General features: G+C 60.7%; 15 protein-coding genes. 8 read left to right on the top strand and 7 right to left on the bottom strand.

Going from position 1 to position 12950, the window contains the following annotated elements:
* Window positions 1–302 precede the first annotated feature (302 nt).
* The 3 genes from HMPREF3145_RS00795 to HMPREF3145_RS00805 all read right to left on the bottom strand — a co-directional run bounded on the left by HMPREF3145_RS00795 (window position 303) and on the right by HMPREF3145_RS00805 (window position 1957).
* Entirely contained in the window at window positions 303–1208 is a 906-nt protein-coding gene (locus HMPREF3145_RS00795) for a hypothetical protein (protein ID WP_141740764.1), read from the bottom strand.
* Window positions 1209–1292: 84 nt separating this feature from the next.
* On the bottom strand, window positions 1293–1541 hold the full coding sequence (locus tag HMPREF3145_RS00800; protein WP_070421367.1) for a hypothetical protein: 249 nt from the start codon (window positions 1539–1541) through the stop codon (window positions 1293–1295).
* Window positions 1541–1957 (bottom strand): guanyl-specific ribonuclease, encoded by a 417-nt coding sequence (locus HMPREF3145_RS00805; RefSeq protein ID WP_083279300.1) that lies wholly within the window; start codon window positions 1955–1957, stop codon window positions 1541–1543. Before HMPREF3145_RS00805 ends, HMPREF3145_RS00800 begins: the two co-directional genes overlap by 1 nt.
* A 35-nt stretch (window positions 1958–1992) precedes the next feature.
* Between HMPREF3145_RS00805 and dnaG the strand changes: the two genes are divergently transcribed.
* Window positions 1993–4005, top strand: a complete 2013-nt coding sequence (gene dnaG / locus HMPREF3145_RS00810) for a DNA primase (RefSeq protein ID WP_070421368.1) — start codon at window positions 1993–1995, stop codon at window positions 4003–4005.
* Window positions 4006–4183: 178 nt separating this feature from the next.
* Here dnaG and HMPREF3145_RS11580 read toward each other — a convergent pair whose 3' ends face one another.
* Window positions 4184–4405 carry a hypothetical protein gene (locus HMPREF3145_RS11580; RefSeq protein ID WP_141740765.1) on the bottom strand — a complete coding sequence of 74 codons (222 nt, stop codon included), beginning with the start codon at window positions 4403–4405 and terminating at the stop codon, window positions 4184–4186.
* 253 nt (window positions 4406–4658) lie between these two features.
* Here HMPREF3145_RS11580 and HMPREF3145_RS00815 point away from each other — a divergent pair, with 253 nt between their 5' ends.
* Window positions 4659–5807 (top strand): ImmA/IrrE family metallo-endopeptidase, encoded by a 1149-nt coding sequence (locus HMPREF3145_RS00815; RefSeq protein ID WP_070421369.1) that lies wholly within the window; start codon window positions 4659–4661, stop codon window positions 5805–5807.
* Window positions 5808–5810: 3 nt separating this feature from the next.
* Entirely contained in the window at window positions 5811–6296 is a 486-nt protein-coding gene (locus tag HMPREF3145_RS00820) for a DUF4411 family protein (RefSeq protein ID WP_070421370.1), read from the top strand.
* A 112-nt stretch (window positions 6297–6408) separates the two neighbouring features.
* Here the strand turns inward: HMPREF3145_RS00820 and HMPREF3145_RS00825 are convergent, their stop codons facing one another.
* Window positions 6409–7080, bottom strand: a complete 672-nt coding sequence (locus HMPREF3145_RS00825; RefSeq protein WP_070421400.1) for an 8-oxoguanine DNA glycosylase OGG fold protein — start codon at window positions 7078–7080, stop codon at window positions 6409–6411.
* A 33-nt stretch (window positions 7081–7113) separates the two neighbouring features.
* On the opposite strand from HMPREF3145_RS00825, the gene HMPREF3145_RS00830 reads away from it, so the two are divergent.
* On the top strand, window positions 7114–7710 hold the full coding sequence (locus HMPREF3145_RS00830; RefSeq protein WP_070421371.1) for a MazG nucleotide pyrophosphohydrolase domain-containing protein: 597 nt from the start codon (window positions 7114–7116) through the stop codon (window positions 7708–7710).
* Here the strand turns inward: HMPREF3145_RS00830 and HMPREF3145_RS00835 are convergent.
* Window positions 7700–8122 (bottom strand): hypothetical protein, encoded by a 423-nt coding sequence (locus HMPREF3145_RS00835; protein ID WP_070421372.1) that lies wholly within the window; start codon window positions 8120–8122, stop codon window positions 7700–7702. The two genes, HMPREF3145_RS00830 and HMPREF3145_RS00835, sit on opposite strands and share 11 nt — an antisense overlap.
* A 147-nt stretch (window positions 8123–8269) precedes the next feature.
* Here HMPREF3145_RS00835 and HMPREF3145_RS00840 point away from each other — a divergent pair, with 147 nt between their 5' ends.
* The 4 genes from HMPREF3145_RS00840 (at window position 8270) to HMPREF3145_RS00855 (ending at window position 12022) form a co-directional block, all read left to right on the top strand.
* A complete protein-coding gene (locus HMPREF3145_RS00840) occupies window positions 8270–9073 on the top strand; it encodes a lytic transglycosylase domain-containing protein (protein WP_070421373.1) in 804 nt (267 codons plus the stop codon).
* Between the two features lie 75 nt (window positions 9074–9148).
* Entirely contained in the window at window positions 9149–10426 is a 1278-nt protein-coding gene (gene eno, locus HMPREF3145_RS00845) for a phosphopyruvate hydratase (RefSeq protein ID WP_070421374.1), read from the top strand.
* Window positions 10427–10576: 150 nt separating this feature from the next.
* On the top strand, window positions 10577–11377 hold the full coding sequence (locus HMPREF3145_RS00850) for a type IV toxin-antitoxin system AbiEi family antitoxin domain-containing protein (protein ID WP_070421375.1): 801 nt from the start codon (window positions 10577–10579) through the stop codon (window positions 11375–11377).
* Between the two features lie 120 nt (window positions 11378–11497).
* A complete protein-coding gene (locus tag HMPREF3145_RS00855) occupies window positions 11498–12022 on the top strand; it encodes a septum formation initiator family protein (protein WP_070421376.1) in 525 nt (174 codons plus the stop codon).
* Window positions 12023–12030: 8 nt separating this feature from the next.
* Here the strand turns inward: HMPREF3145_RS00855 and HMPREF3145_RS00860 are convergent, their stop codons facing one another.
* The gene (locus HMPREF3145_RS00860; RefSeq protein WP_070421377.1) at window positions 12031–12846 is read right to left on the bottom strand and encodes a hypothetical protein; all 816 of its coding nucleotides are present in this window, start codon (window positions 12844–12846) and stop codon (window positions 12031–12033) included.
* Window positions 12847–12950 lie beyond the last annotated feature (104 nt).

Consider the following 12950-nt stretch of genomic DNA (forward strand, 5'->3'; position numbering starts at 1 on the left):
GCATTTTGCTTGTCGACGACCCCTCCACCCCGGAGCGCCCACGCCCGGCCACATCCCACGCCGGGGTGCACATGTGCGAAAACTGAGCTTAAGGGCAAACCCGAACTCGCACCGACGGCGATTCCTACCGGCCTTCACTGCGTTCCACTGCGGTCCACTGTGGTCGTGCCGCGCATCCGAGTTCGGGTTTGCCCCTAAGCTGCCAATCGGACACCTTCCACCCCTCAGGGCGGTCGCCTCACCGCGCTCAAACAGCGCTCACACACCGCCCACACAACGCGCTCACACAGCCGGCGACCGCCTCACCACTCCCACTTTGGCAGCGAGTGCTTATATATGACGGCATTACGCGCCCGGCCTACTTCATTCATGAAAAGGTCCGGCCTTAAGAACAGATCTGAGAAGTCCCAGCGCACTGTCGGGAAGTTGTGGTGCGAAGTCCAGTAGGCGCGTGTGTCTTCGGGGAAACCGAAGTCGAAGTCGGAACCGGTGGCGTCGTCGATGATGATGGCGATGTTGCGCATCCCGCCGCAGTCGACAATTAGAGGCCCGGATGTGACCCATGGTTTTAGGAACACCGGGTAACAGTCAATCCGGTGTGAGGAGAGGACGGCGCGGGCGAGGCTGTACCGGTACTCGGGAAGAGGCGTCACGGTGGCGACGATATTGTGCGCCCGTTTGAGAATCTCAGGCCGACAGCTTTCGAACCCGTCGATGTAATCGTGCACTTTGCGGCGTGAGTAGTGCCCCAGAATCCAATCGGTTGCTGTGAGTTGGTCGGTGATGGTGCCGAAGCGGAATAGGTCGATGTAGGTGCGGAGTCGGTCGGTGTAGCGGATGTTTTGGGCGGTGATGGTTTCGTCGTCACGCACGGGCACTGAGCGGAATCGTGTCCGGATGGGCCATTTGCTTTTGGCGGGCGGTTTTCCGGATGGTAGTGCGACGTCGACGGTCCAGTCTGTGAGTGGCCCGATCCACATGCCGTGTTGTACTGCGGCCCAACGGCCAAGAAGGATTGCTTTGCGGCTGTCGCGCGAGACTCCCGCACCGCGGACCAGCATTTGATCGCGCAGCGGGAGCGATTGCCACCATTCTTCCTCGACGGTGGTAGTCCGCGTTACGTAGCGCGGGTTCGCGCTGGGCGCGTTGGCTTGCTCGTCAAAATCTTCTCTCAACCCCCGAAGGTGAGCCATTTCTGCATACCCCATGCAAGCCAGTATCGCGCCTGGCGGCTGCGTTGGGAACCCCTCGCGTGCACAATATAGTGGACATTTCCGAGTTCGGGTTTGCCCCTAAGCTGCCAATTCGACCCCTTCATCCTCAAACACTGCGCGCATTTTGCTTGTCGACGACCCCTCCACCCTCCAGGAAGCCACCACCACCCGTTTCACTTGGGTTTCCCGCAGGAGGTCGGCGAGCGCGTCGAGGTTTGTGGGCACGGGCCGGTCGGCGGCGTCTTTGGGGCCGTAGGCGGCGGTGAGGATGCCGCGGGCGAGGTCCTCAAGCGTGTGGACGGGGTTGGCGATAAAGATCGGGTTCATCAGTTGACCTCCATTTCGCAGAAGGATTCGTAGTGGTCGTCGGTGTAGTACCAGGCCTCGACGCCGGAAGCGTCGCCGCCGGTGACGATGCGCCGCGCCCCGCGGTGGCGCAGCCCCGGCGTGTCCACGGTGTACTCGCGGTAGTAGTTCCGGGACTCCTGCGGCAGGACGCGTTCGTAGTTGCCGAAGCGTTTGTCGTCGTTGGCGGGGTAGGGGAAGGGGCCGCCGGCTTCGATGAGGTCGACGGTGTCCCAGGCTTCGTCGGGAAGCGAGTCGCACGCCGGCAGCCCCGAGGCGGTCGCGCTGGAGGTCGCGGTCGACGCCACGGTGGTGGTTGGTGCCGGGGTGGGTGAGGGGGTCGTCGATACGCAACTGCTCAACGCGAGGCAGGTCAGCAGGATAATCGGGCGCTTCATAGGCTCATATCGTTGCACACGCTACGATGAGCGCCATGGCAAGGGGCAGAATTCCGGATAGTGACATTGAGGCTATCCGTCAGCGCGCACCGCTCGACGAGATTGTGGGCGAGTATGTGCAGTTGAAGCCTGCCGGGCACGATTCGCTGAAGGGCCTGAGTCCGTTTAAGGACGAGAAGACCCCGAGTTTCCACGTTCGCCCTGCTCACGGTTATTACCACTGCTTCTCTACGGGCAAGGGCGGGGATGTGTTCTCGTTCTTGATGGAGATGGAGCAGTTGACCTTCCCGGAGGCCGTGGAGGCGGTTGCGGATCAGATTGGGTACCGCATTAATTACCAGGGCGGTTCTACGGGTGCGCGTGATGTGAAGCCGGGCACGCGCCAGCGGCTGCTGGCGGCGAATAAGGCGGCGCACGAGTTTTACCGCGAGCAGTTGGAAACGCCTGAGGCGAAGGTCGCACGCGATTTCTTGCTCAACCGTGGGTTTTCGCGCGAGTTGATCATGGATTTCGAGTGCGGTTACGCCTCCGACGGTTGGGACACGCTGACCAAGCACCTGCTGCGTAAGGGGTTTGAGGTCCAGGAACTCATCGACGCCGGTATTTCCTCGCAGGGCAAACGCGGGCCGATTGATAAGTTTCGCCGTCGTCTGATTTGGCCGATTAAGGATGCCGCGTCGAACACGATCGGTTTCGGCGCGCGCAAACTTTTCGACGACGACCCCATGGGCAAGTACATGAACACCTCCGACACGCTGCTGTATCACAAGTCGAAGGTGCTGTTCGGCATCGATAAGGCGAAGCGCAACATTGCCACCCAGCATCAAACGGTGGTGGTGGAGGGCTACACCGATGTGATGGCGATGCATGCCGCTGGCGTGACCACCGCCGTGGCCACCTGCGGCACCGCGTTCGGCTCCGAGCACATGAGCCTGATCCGCCGCCTGATGCTCGACGATAATTTCTTCCGCGGCGAACTGATCTACACCTTCGACGGCGACGAGGCTGGCCAGAAGGCTGCGATGCGCGCCTACAACACCGACACGGAGTTCGGCGGCCAGTCGTTTGTGGCCGTCGCCCCGGACGGCATGGACCCTTGTGACCTGCGCCTGGAGAAGGGCGACAGTGCTCTTCGGGACCTCGTCGCCTCCCGCATCCCCGTCTACGAGTTCGTCATCGAGTCCCTGCTGAAGAACTTCTCCCTCGACTCCGCCGAAGGGCGCGTCCAAGCTTTACGACGCACCGTCCCCGTCGTCGCCTCCATCGACGACAAAGTTCTCCAACAGGAATACGCCCGCCGCCTCGCCGGCTGGGTGGGCTGGCCCAACCCCGACGAAGTGCTGGAACAGGTCCGCGCCGAGGCGAAGAAGCCGAAAAAGGAGAAGCGCCAGCGCGTTTCCCTCGCTGCCCGCCAGGCCGCTGCCGGTCCCGACTCCTCCGGCCGCCAGGCGGAATTGCTGATCCCGCCGCGCCCCGACGACCCAATGCTGTGGCCCCAGCGCGAAGCCCTAAAGATTGCGCTGCAGCACCCGTCGAAGGCCGGCAATTACTTCGACGGCATCAACCCGGACGCCTTCACCAACGACGCCTACCAGCAGGTCCGCGAGGCCATCACCGCCGCCGGCGGCTGCGCCCGCGCTGGTGACGGTGTGGGCGCTGGTGCCGCTAGCTCCGCTGGTGCCGCTGCTGTCGCAGGGCCCGCTGGCACTGCGCCCAACGGTTACAGCCCCGCCGACTCCGCCCCCGACGGCGGTGCCTCCTGGATCGCTGCCGTCGCCGGCGAGATGCGCGACCTTTCCGGCCGCAACTTTGTTTCCGAACTCGCCGTCGAACCCATTCACGCCGACGACCTCGACGAATACGCCGACTCCGTCCTCTCCCGCCTGCAGGAGACCCGCGTCGGCGAGCAGATCGCCCAGCTCAAGGCGCAGCTGCAGCGCATGCGCCCCTCCGACGACGAAGAGGCCTACAACGCCCTCTTCTCTGACCTGGTTGCCCTGGAGCAGGCCCGCCGGGACCTCAACGACCGCGCCTTCCGCGGGCGTTAGCCACCACCCCTGCCGGTTGCGTCGGCCGCTGGTCTGTCCCCCGACCCGCACCGCCGCCGACGCCCCGCTTTACTTATTTCGTTTGTGTAAAACCCCGCACCTTCGCCGGCAGGTTTTTACACTCCGCGCAGGTCGCAGCTCCCGGCCCTGCAACATTTTGCATCGCCCCGAAGCGCCACTAGGAGGTCGATCCAGCACCGCCTGCTTCACCAACGACTGTAATCTCAATGTGTGCAGTGGCGGGGTGTGCGGTGAGCTCGGGGAAGAGTCGGAGTGCTTCTCGGAACTCATTTCTAAGTTGCTCTACAGATCGAGCCTGGACTATGACGCCAGCGTCTTCTTCAAGTTGCCCCACCCACCAGCCGGATGAGTACTCAACGGTCGCTGTGAAACGGTTCATTGCTGCTGCACCAATCTGTTTGAGTCCCAACCCGATTAATGCACATCGTATCTCAACCAATAGGCCGAAAAGTGAGCTTAGGAGCAAACCCGAACTCATCGCGCCGCATTAAACACCCAGTACAACGGCAGTATCGACCAGCCACATTAAAACTGGGTCACGTGTCAACCCTTGGTGACATACTGAACCTCTACGCAGTATCGTCTTGGGCAGAGTTTGGTTTTTGCAGAAAGAGTGAAAAGGAGGTGGGCCGATGAACACGCCGCGTGTTTCGGTCACGCCTTCCGTTTTGCAGTGGGCCGCTCGTCGTACGGGTTTGGATGATGATGAGTTGCTCAAGCGTTTTCCAAAATTCGATTCCTGGTTAGAGGGGGACGCACAACCCACGCTGCGTCAGGCGCAGAAGCTGGCTCACCAGGCGAAGATTCCGTTCGGGAGATTGCTGCTTAAGGAGCCTTCCGGAGAGGACACTGGTGTTGCAGATTTCCGGATCGTCAGGAATTCTGCGTTGGGGTCGATGAGTCCAGATCTCCAAGAGGTTGTTCTCAAGTCGCAGCAGCGTCTGGCTTGGTACTCGGACTACGCAAAGGATGAGGGGATCGAAGCTCCGGTCTTTTTCGCTTCTGCTTCGAGTGCTCAGCACCCTCAAGACGTCGCGCTGTCCATCCGCGAGCATCTCGGTTTTGACGCAGAAGCCCCATTTCCGGGGTCGGATAAAGTGCGCGCCTTGGTGATGGCGATGGAAGAAGCAGGGGTGTTGGTGGCTCGAAATTCGATCGTGGAGAGTTCGACGAAGCGTCGTTTGAGCGTCGAAGAGTTTCGTGGATTCACCATTGAAGACGATGGTTTCTGCCTCGTCTTTATCAACACTCGGGATGCAAAAACCGCGCAGTTGTTCAGCCTCGCGCATGAGCTTGGCCACGTTGTGCTCGGAAAACCGGGTGTTTCGGATCATGCGGACGGCGTGCAGTTGGAGCGATGGTGCAACCAGTTTGCGTCCGCGCTCATTGCTCCGGCATCTGCAGTGCAGAAGCTTTTCGACGACACCATGCCGACCAAAGACCAAGTCGAACGACTCGCCCGTCGCTTTGGTCTGAGTAGGGAAGCCATGCTCTGGCGCCTCGACGAATTGGAGCTCATTGATCAAGAGGAAGCACGTCGCGTACTGCCTTTGGTGAAGCACACCGGAGAGCGAGTGGAGAAGTCCGGTGAGGGGGCGCCGCCGCACCACGTGCTGGTTCGTTCCCGGGTTGGCGGAAGATTCTTTGACACGGTTACGCAAGCGGCGGTGAATGGCCAGATATCGCAACGGGAGGCTGCGCGGTACCTAGGAACCAATTCAAGCGAGTCGTTCGCGAATCTGGTCAATGCACGCCAGGTGCGAGGCCGGGAAGCGGTGTAGCCGATGTATTTGGTGGACACCAACTTCTTGGGCACCTTGGCCAGTGTTTATCCGGATACTGTGTTTCCGACACTTTGGGAGAAACTTGAGGTTGCGTTGTTCTCCGACGGTGTGTACTTCCATGATGAGGTGGATAAAGAGCTTGCTGCGTGGGGTGCTCCTGAGTACGGCTGGTATCAGAAGAATGTCCGCCAAAATCAAATAATTTTCCCTGATCAAAAAGAGGTCGATTGTTACCAGGAAGTCGTGGAATGGGTGGAGTTCGGCAGACAACCGAAATACCGCGACGCTGCCGCTACGGAGTTCTTCAATGTGGCAGACTCCTGGTTGGTGGCGTCGGCATATCGCTACGGTGCGACCATTGTTACTAATGAGGCGTCGGCACCTAACAGCATAAAGAAGGTAAAGATCCCTGACGTGGCTATACAGTTCGGTGTGCCCTGTATCAGTGCACTCGAGTTCCTTCAGCGTTTAAACATCAAGATCTAAACCCAACCCCCACCAAAACCAAAGCCCGGCGAGTTCGGGTTTGCCCCTAAGCTCGCCGGGCGACATATATACCCCCTGCGTGGGCTCGACAGGCAAGCCCAAATACTCAGCGCTACTTTGCCTCGCGACGAGCAAACTCCCGCAACGCCCACTCAACCGCATCCAGGGGCAGCGAAGAGTCGTAAGCGTCCCGAGCGGCGGTCAATGCGTCGAGGTATTCCTTGTATTCGTCGGCGGTCCAGTCGGCGTCCTTCGCCAGGCCAGCCAGGCGCGCACGGTTGGAGCAAATGATCGCCGGTGCAGCAGCGCCATCCGACGAAACAGCAGCACCAGCAGCATCCTGCTCACCCGTCAGGAAGTACGCCACGGCGGACGCGTACTTCGGTGCCAGGCCGGTCGCGACCAGAGAGGCGTAGGCGTCGACAGGCGACAGCCCGCCAAGCTTGCGGATCGCACCCAGCAACTTGGAAGCGTTGCCCTTGTTGCGCAGAAACGCCTGCATTTGCATGACCTGGTTGGACTGGCCGGTGATGTAGGCGAAGCAGGCGCCGAGGAAGTCGATGATCTGCTCGCGCGCGAAGTCGGAGGCGCGGACATCCGAGGCGAAGGAGAAGACTTCGGCGCGGGTGATGGAGGCGGTGGCGTCGTCGCGGAAGGGCGGTACGCGGCGGAGGTGGTGGGGCCAGCCGGTTTTCCAGCGGATGGGGGAGAAGGTGACGGAGTCTTGTAGCGCGTCTTGGGCGCTGGGTTTGATGGCTTCGAGTGCTTCGGCGATCTGAGTCATGCGCTCCATCATAGAGGCCTTAGACTTCCCTTCATGACTGCGACCGTGTTGCTTCTGGATGCCCGTTGGCCCGACATGATCCCACTCAATCTTGCTGGCCAGATTCGTGGTCGTGTGGAGTTTTCGCCGGAGGTGCCGGTGTCGGTGCGGTGGGCGTTGGATGTCGTAGACGGCGACGGGCATTGGATCATCACCACGGATCCCAGGTTCGCGGAGCGTGTGCTTGACGACGACGCCACCGCCCTGATCAAAGTCCCTTCCCTCGAGGATCCTGTGTTGCAGGCCGTGGAGACGATGCGTGAGGCGCGGCGCCGGGGTGAGTGGGAGCAGGAGATGACGCACGAAAGCCTCCTGCCTTACTTGAAGGAGGAGGCTGGTGAGGTCGCGGATGCGATTCGTGCAAAGGCACCCGACGCGGAGCTGAAGAAGGAGTTGTCGGATTTGCTCCTGCAGGTGTTGTTCCATGCGGAGATTGCCGATGAGCGGGGTGCCTTTGGGTTTGGGGATGTGGCGGGGGCGTTCGTCGATAAGATGCGCCGCCGTGCGCCGTATTTGTTCGACGGGTCAGACGGGCCTGTGGATAAGGCCACGCAGGACCGTCTGTGGGTCGAGGGGAAGGCTAGCGAATAGCCGGCAGTGCCGGGATGAGGGTGCGGATGTCCGGCAGGCCTGCCTTGGAGGACATCTGGGAGGAACCGGCGAAGAGCTGGTCGAGCGGGGTGACTGGGTCCGGCTTGACGATGCCGCACTCCAGCGCACGGTCCGCCACCGCGCCGACGGTGCTTGCGGAGACGAGGCGCAGGGCCGCGTCGTTGCCCACGGCGGTGTTGAGGTTCATGACGAGCTGGCTGCGGGTGGTGTCTTTGTTCACCATGCGGGTGGCGGTCAGGCCGGTGCGGAGGCTGTCGCAGTTGGTGGTGGCGATGTTGCCGTTGAGCAGGCGGACGAGTTCGAGGGTCTGTGCCTTGGCGGGGGTTGCGGTGCCTGCGAAGCCGGTGACGGCGATGAGGCCTGCTGCGAGTGCTGCGGTGATGCGGCGCATGGGGTGTCCTTTCGGGGAAGTTTGATAGGTCGCAAAGCATCATAACTGTTACAGCTGTGATTGTTGTGGTTTGTGTGAAGATTGTTACTTCCGGCACCGCCCAACCCTCGCATCACGCCCCAACCGCGCCCGGTACACTTTGCGCCCATGATCACACCGCGACGCATTGCTCGCGGCTGTGGCTGCGTGGGCATTCTTGGCGCGGCCATGGCCGTTATTCTTGTCGTCGCGCTTATCGCGTGGCTGCTGTCTGTCTTCAACTTCGACACAACAGAGCCGAAGCAAAAAGCCCCGCTCACAGTCCCACCTGCGGCCGCGGAGGCGCCCCCGCGTATCGACGTCCACGCGCCGGGCAGAACCTCTGACCAACTCTTTGACTGGTCGCAAAGCATCGGCGAGGCCACGAACATGTCCGGCCAGGCCGTGCGCGCCTACGCCAACGCCGCGCTGATCGCCGAGGAGGCTTGGCCCACCTGCAACCTGACCTGGAACACGCTCGCCGGCATCGGTTGGGTGGAGACCCGCCACGGCACCTACGGTGGCCGTTTCGACTATTCCAAACTGGACGAGAACGGCTACCCGCAGCCCGCGATCATCGGCCCGCAACTGAACGGGGACGGCTTTGCCAAGGTCCCGGACACCGACCACGGTCAGTTAGACGGCGACACGGAGTTCGACCGCGCCGTCGGCCCAATGCAGTTCATTCCGGAGTCATGGGCGCGCTTTGGTCGCGACGCCAACGGCGACGGCACTCCGAACCCTCAGCAGATCGACGACGCCGCCTTAGGTGCTGCGAACCTCCTGTGCAATTCCGGCGGCACACCCCGCGACCTGGCCACCGAAGAGGGGTGGACTCAGGCCATCTATGCGTATAACCAGTCCAGCGACTATTTTGCCCGTGTGCGCGACGCGGCCGCGAACTATGCCATGAACCAGCCTGCCCACCGGTAGGGCAACGGCTAGACTTGTTGTCGGAATTTTTCGCCAAGTCATTTTCCACGCCTATATCCACGTTAAGGAGAACTCATGGCTGACATCATGCACATCTTTGCTCGCGAGATTCTGGATTCGCGCGGTAACCCGACCGTGGAGGTGGAAGCGCTGTTGTCGGATGGCTCGCATGGCCAGGCTGCGGTGCCGTCGGGTGCGTCGACGGGTGAGCATGAGGCTCACGAGCTTCGTGATGGCGACGACCGCTACGACGGCAAGGGTGTCCTCAAGGCTGTCGAGAACGTCAACGAGACCATCGCGGATGCCCTGATCGCGTTTGAGGCGGACGATCAGCGCCTGATCGACAACACGATGATCGAGCTCGACGGCACCGACAACAAGAAGAACCTGGGCGCGAACGCCTTGCTGGGTGTGTCCATGGCTGTGGCGAAGGCTGCCGCTGAGGCTGCCGAGCTGCCGCTGTTCCGCTACATCGGCGGCCCGAACGCACACACCCTTCCGGTGCCGATGATGAACATCCTCAACGGTGGCGCACACGCCGACTCCGGTGTGGACGTCCAGGAGTTCATGATCGCCCCGATCGGCGCGGAGACCTTCGCCGAGGCACTGCGTATGGGCACTGAGGTCTACCACGCGCTGAAGTCCGTGATTAAGTCCAAGGGCCTGTCCACGGGTCTTGGCGACGAGGGCGGTTTCGCCCCGTCCGTCGACTCCACCAAGGCCGCCCTCGACCTGATCGTCGAGGCTATTGAGAAGGCGGGCTACAAGCTTGGTAGCGATGTCGCGCTCGCCCTCGACGTCGCCTCCTCCGAGTTCTACGAAAACGGCACCTACAACTTCGAGGGTGGCCAGCACTCCGCCGAGGAGATGATCCAGGTGTACGCGGATCTGGTGGAGCAGTACCCGATCGTCTCCATCGAGGACCCGCTGGATGAAAACGACTGGGACGGCTACGTCACCCTGACCGAGAAGCTTGGCGACAAGATCCAGATCGTCGGCGACGACCTTTTTGTCACCAACCCGAAGCGCCTCGCCGAAGGCATTGAGAAGGGCGCCGCGAACGCCCTGCTAGTAAAGGTGAACCAGATCGGTACCCTCACCGAGACCTTCGACGCCGTCGAGCTCGCGCACCGCAACGGTTTCCGCACCATGATGTCGCACCGTTCCGGCGAGACCGAGGACACCACCATCGCCGATCTGGCCGTCGCCCTGTCCTGCGGCCAGATCAAGACTGGTGCCCCGGCTCGATCCGAGCGTGTGGCGAAGTACAACCAGTTGCTGCGCATCGAGCAGGTGCTTGGTAGCGCCGCCGTGTACGCCGGCCGCGACGCCTTCCCGCGCTTTAAGAAGTAGGCGCTAACGCCACGAGCGTCTGGCGTTCATTCGGCCCTTCCTTGCTACTGCTGCGGGGAGGGCCGTTTCTGTCATCTCTCCAACAATGACGCAGCAAATCTGACGTTTGTATCACTCAGGATGATACAAACATCAGTTGAGGTGGTGTAGATGGATCGTGGTGACGCACTTTCGACGCTAGAAATGATCGCGTCCGATCAATGGGGGATTGTTACGACCGCGCAGGCGGCTCGCGAAGGAATCACTCGGTTGCAGTTATCCAGATTGACGCAACGCGGGGACCTCCAGCGCGCTCGCCAGGGTGTGTATCTGCTTCCGTCGCACCAGGGTGGTCCGCAGGACGGAATTCGGGCCGCGTGGCTTTCGCTTGAACCGAAGAGCTTTATTGATGAGCGTTGGGATGAACGTGCCCCCTTGGTTGTGTCACATGAATCTGCGGCACGCATTCACGGCACAGGGCGTTTGATTCCCGCGCAGTACACCTTTTCCACACCAGGTACGAAGCAGACACGGCAGGAAGGTGTTCGTATTCGTACTGGTCGCGAGATTCCTGATGCGCGGATCGTTTCTATAGACGGGCTTCCGGTGACTGATGTAACTCGAACGGTCGTGGACCTCGCCGAGGCAAAAATTGAACGCAGGTATCTAGCCGACATAGTTGCGGATGCCCTCCGAAAAGAGGGTGTGCGTATCGACGACTTGGCTACCCAACTGAATCCGTCTTCCCGTTTTTATGGGGCGACGTCAGGCAAGAATCTCGTAGCTGAACTATGTGCTGAGGCCTCCTCGGTCGAGGACATCATCGAACGCAGAAACCGTTACGTACATGGCCTCGACGGTCTGGTAGATCGACTCTCTGACGATGAAAAGCAAAAAACGATACGGGATAATTTGCTGATTCTCGCCACACTCTTGGAGTCAGTCACGGATCCTCGATCAAGTCCCCTGTAGTGGCGAAGGAGCCATTGGCCAAGGTGTGCCGGTCGTGTTTGACGGTTAGGGGAGCAGGATCGTCTGTGCGGGCCGTGCCGAACCGCGAAAAACCTTGCACCACATCTAAACTATCTTCCTATGAAGAAACGCCCGTCCTCCGTGCCTGTCGCGAGCCGCGACGCGGAGCGTGCCCAGCGCGCTGCAGAGCGCGCGCAACGCTCCCGCACGAGGCGGGCGCGCGTGTTTCCAAAGCAGGACATGGCCAGCGTGGTCATCCTGATCAGCGTCGTCCTTCTGGTGTTGCTGGCCATTGCCGCGCCGCTGCGAAACTACTACGAGGGCCGCGCCGAGATCGCCCGCGCCCAGGAATCTATCGAACGCCTGGAGGCGCGCAAGCAGGCGCTTGAAAGTGACATCGCCATGTATGAAGATGATGCCTTCATGCGCCAAGAAGCACGTCGTCGCCTCGGTGTAGTGGAAGAGGGAGAGACCGTCTGGCGCATCCTCGACCCGCGCATGTCCGCCCCTGACAACATCACCACCGCTGCCGACGAGATCCCCGACGACCGTGAGTGGTCCGAGGTGCTGTGGGATTCCCTCCGCGCGGTGCCGGCAGCGGGTGAGGTTCCGGCCGAGGCCGAAGCGCCGGCCTCAGGCCAGTAGGCATTCGCCTAGAACTCTTCATTCAACGACTGAATCAGTTCGTCCCATCCACCTTCGAAGGTCGTTGCAAATTGGAGAATGGACTCCAGGAAAAATGCTGGTGGCGGCGTGTGACCATCGCCCCAGTCATCGCTGAGGAGAAACCACCTGCTGCCGAAACTGCTGGATGTGGCTTCTTCCCACGGGCGTAAATGGTGCTTTATGTGAAAATCATCCTGCGAGTTTTGCATGTAGAAGACATAGTTCGTGAACTCATCTTGGTAGAGCGGAACAATGTCGTCTACGAGCCCCAGCCGCCGTTCTTCGTGCGGCCAGGCTGCGGAGTAATAAGACTCTGCCAAATGACCGTAGTACCGGGAAATCGCAGTCTGGGGGTTAACAGCCACGCTTAGTGAGTTAGGAAACATATGCGAGTAGTAGAGCGAGGCGAACCCACCTGCGGAAGGACCGAAAAATATGATTCGCTCGGCGTCGGTGCTCGACGCGACGTGTTGAATCACGCGTGGTAAATCGATCTGGAGCGGTCGGCTTTCGTCGCCCGCAAACCATCCAATCCGTACCCCCAAGTCAAGCGAAGGATCCGATACGAAGAGGGTGGACGCATCTGCGCTCTGGGCGATTTTTCTCCCCGTGAAAATAGGCGTTGTATGCGAGAGTCCAGCCGCTGCATGGAAGATGACCAATAGGTTCTTGCTTGGAGCTTTCTCCAGCATCAAATCCAGCGTGTTGCCACCGTAGCCGATCTCATGGACACCGGATTCCAGACCCATTTGTAGAAATGACTGCACGGATCGATGGTGAATGAGGGGTACTTCGTTGCTCACATAGCGGCCTAAATCTCTTTGGCGTTGCACAGTCGATGCTTTCTATTGCGGTTCTAACTGACTGAAAATTCTAGCGCTCTCCCGTAGACGCCTCTGCCGCTAAC

Source organism: Corynebacterium sp. HMSC05C01 (genome assembly GCF_001807155.1).
GTDB lineage: Bacteria > Actinomycetota > Actinomycetes > Mycobacteriales > Mycobacteriaceae > Corynebacterium > Corynebacterium coyleae.

What these genes read in the sequence shown, in the direction of transcription:
- dnaG (WP_070421368.1), top strand. Translation starts at nt 1,993, where the DNA reads ATGGCAAGGGGCAGAATTCCGGATAGTGACATTGAGGCTATCCGTCAG.
- HMPREF3145_RS00800 (WP_070421367.1), bottom strand. Translation starts at nt 1,541, where the DNA reads ATGAACCCGATCTTTATCGCCAACCCCGTCCACACGCTTGAGGACCTC.
- HMPREF3145_RS00850 (WP_070421375.1), top strand. Translation starts at nt 10,577, where the DNA reads ATGGATCGTGGTGACGCACTTTCGACGCTAGAAATGATCGCGTCCGAT.
- HMPREF3145_RS00805 (WP_083279300.1), bottom strand. Translation starts at nt 1,957, where the DNA reads ATGAAGCGCCCGATTATCCTGCTGACCTGCCTCGCGTTGAGCAGTTGC.
- HMPREF3145_RS11580 (WP_141740765.1), bottom strand. Translation starts at nt 4,405, where the DNA reads ATGAACCGTTTCACAGCGACCGTTGAGTACTCATCCGGCTGGTGGGTG.
- HMPREF3145_RS00855 (WP_070421376.1), top strand. Translation starts at nt 11,498, where the DNA reads ATGAAGAAACGCCCGTCCTCCGTGCCTGTCGCGAGCCGCGACGCGGAG.
- HMPREF3145_RS00835 (WP_070421372.1), bottom strand. Translation starts at nt 8,122, where the DNA reads ATGCGCCGCATCACCGCAGCACTCGCAGCAGGCCTCATCGCCGTCACC.
- HMPREF3145_RS00815 (WP_070421369.1), top strand. Translation starts at nt 4,659, where the DNA reads ATGAACACGCCGCGTGTTTCGGTCACGCCTTCCGTTTTGCAGTGGGCC.
- HMPREF3145_RS00820 (WP_070421370.1), top strand. Translation starts at nt 5,811, where the DNA reads ATGTATTTGGTGGACACCAACTTCTTGGGCACCTTGGCCAGTGTTTAT.
- eno (WP_070421374.1), top strand. Translation starts at nt 9,149, where the DNA reads ATGGCTGACATCATGCACATCTTTGCTCGCGAGATTCTGGATTCGCGC.
- HMPREF3145_RS00795 (WP_141740764.1), bottom strand. Translation starts at nt 1,208, where the DNA reads ATGGGGTATGCAGAAATGGCTCACCTTCGGGGGTTGAGAGAAGATTTT.
- HMPREF3145_RS00840 (WP_070421373.1), top strand. Translation starts at nt 8,270, where the DNA reads ATGATCACACCGCGACGCATTGCTCGCGGCTGTGGCTGCGTGGGCATT.
- HMPREF3145_RS00830 (WP_070421371.1), top strand. Translation starts at nt 7,114, where the DNA reads ATGACTGCGACCGTGTTGCTTCTGGATGCCCGTTGGCCCGACATGATC.
- HMPREF3145_RS00825 (WP_070421400.1), bottom strand. Translation starts at nt 7,080, where the DNA reads ATGACTCAGATCGCCGAAGCACTCGAAGCCATCAAACCCAGCGCCCAA.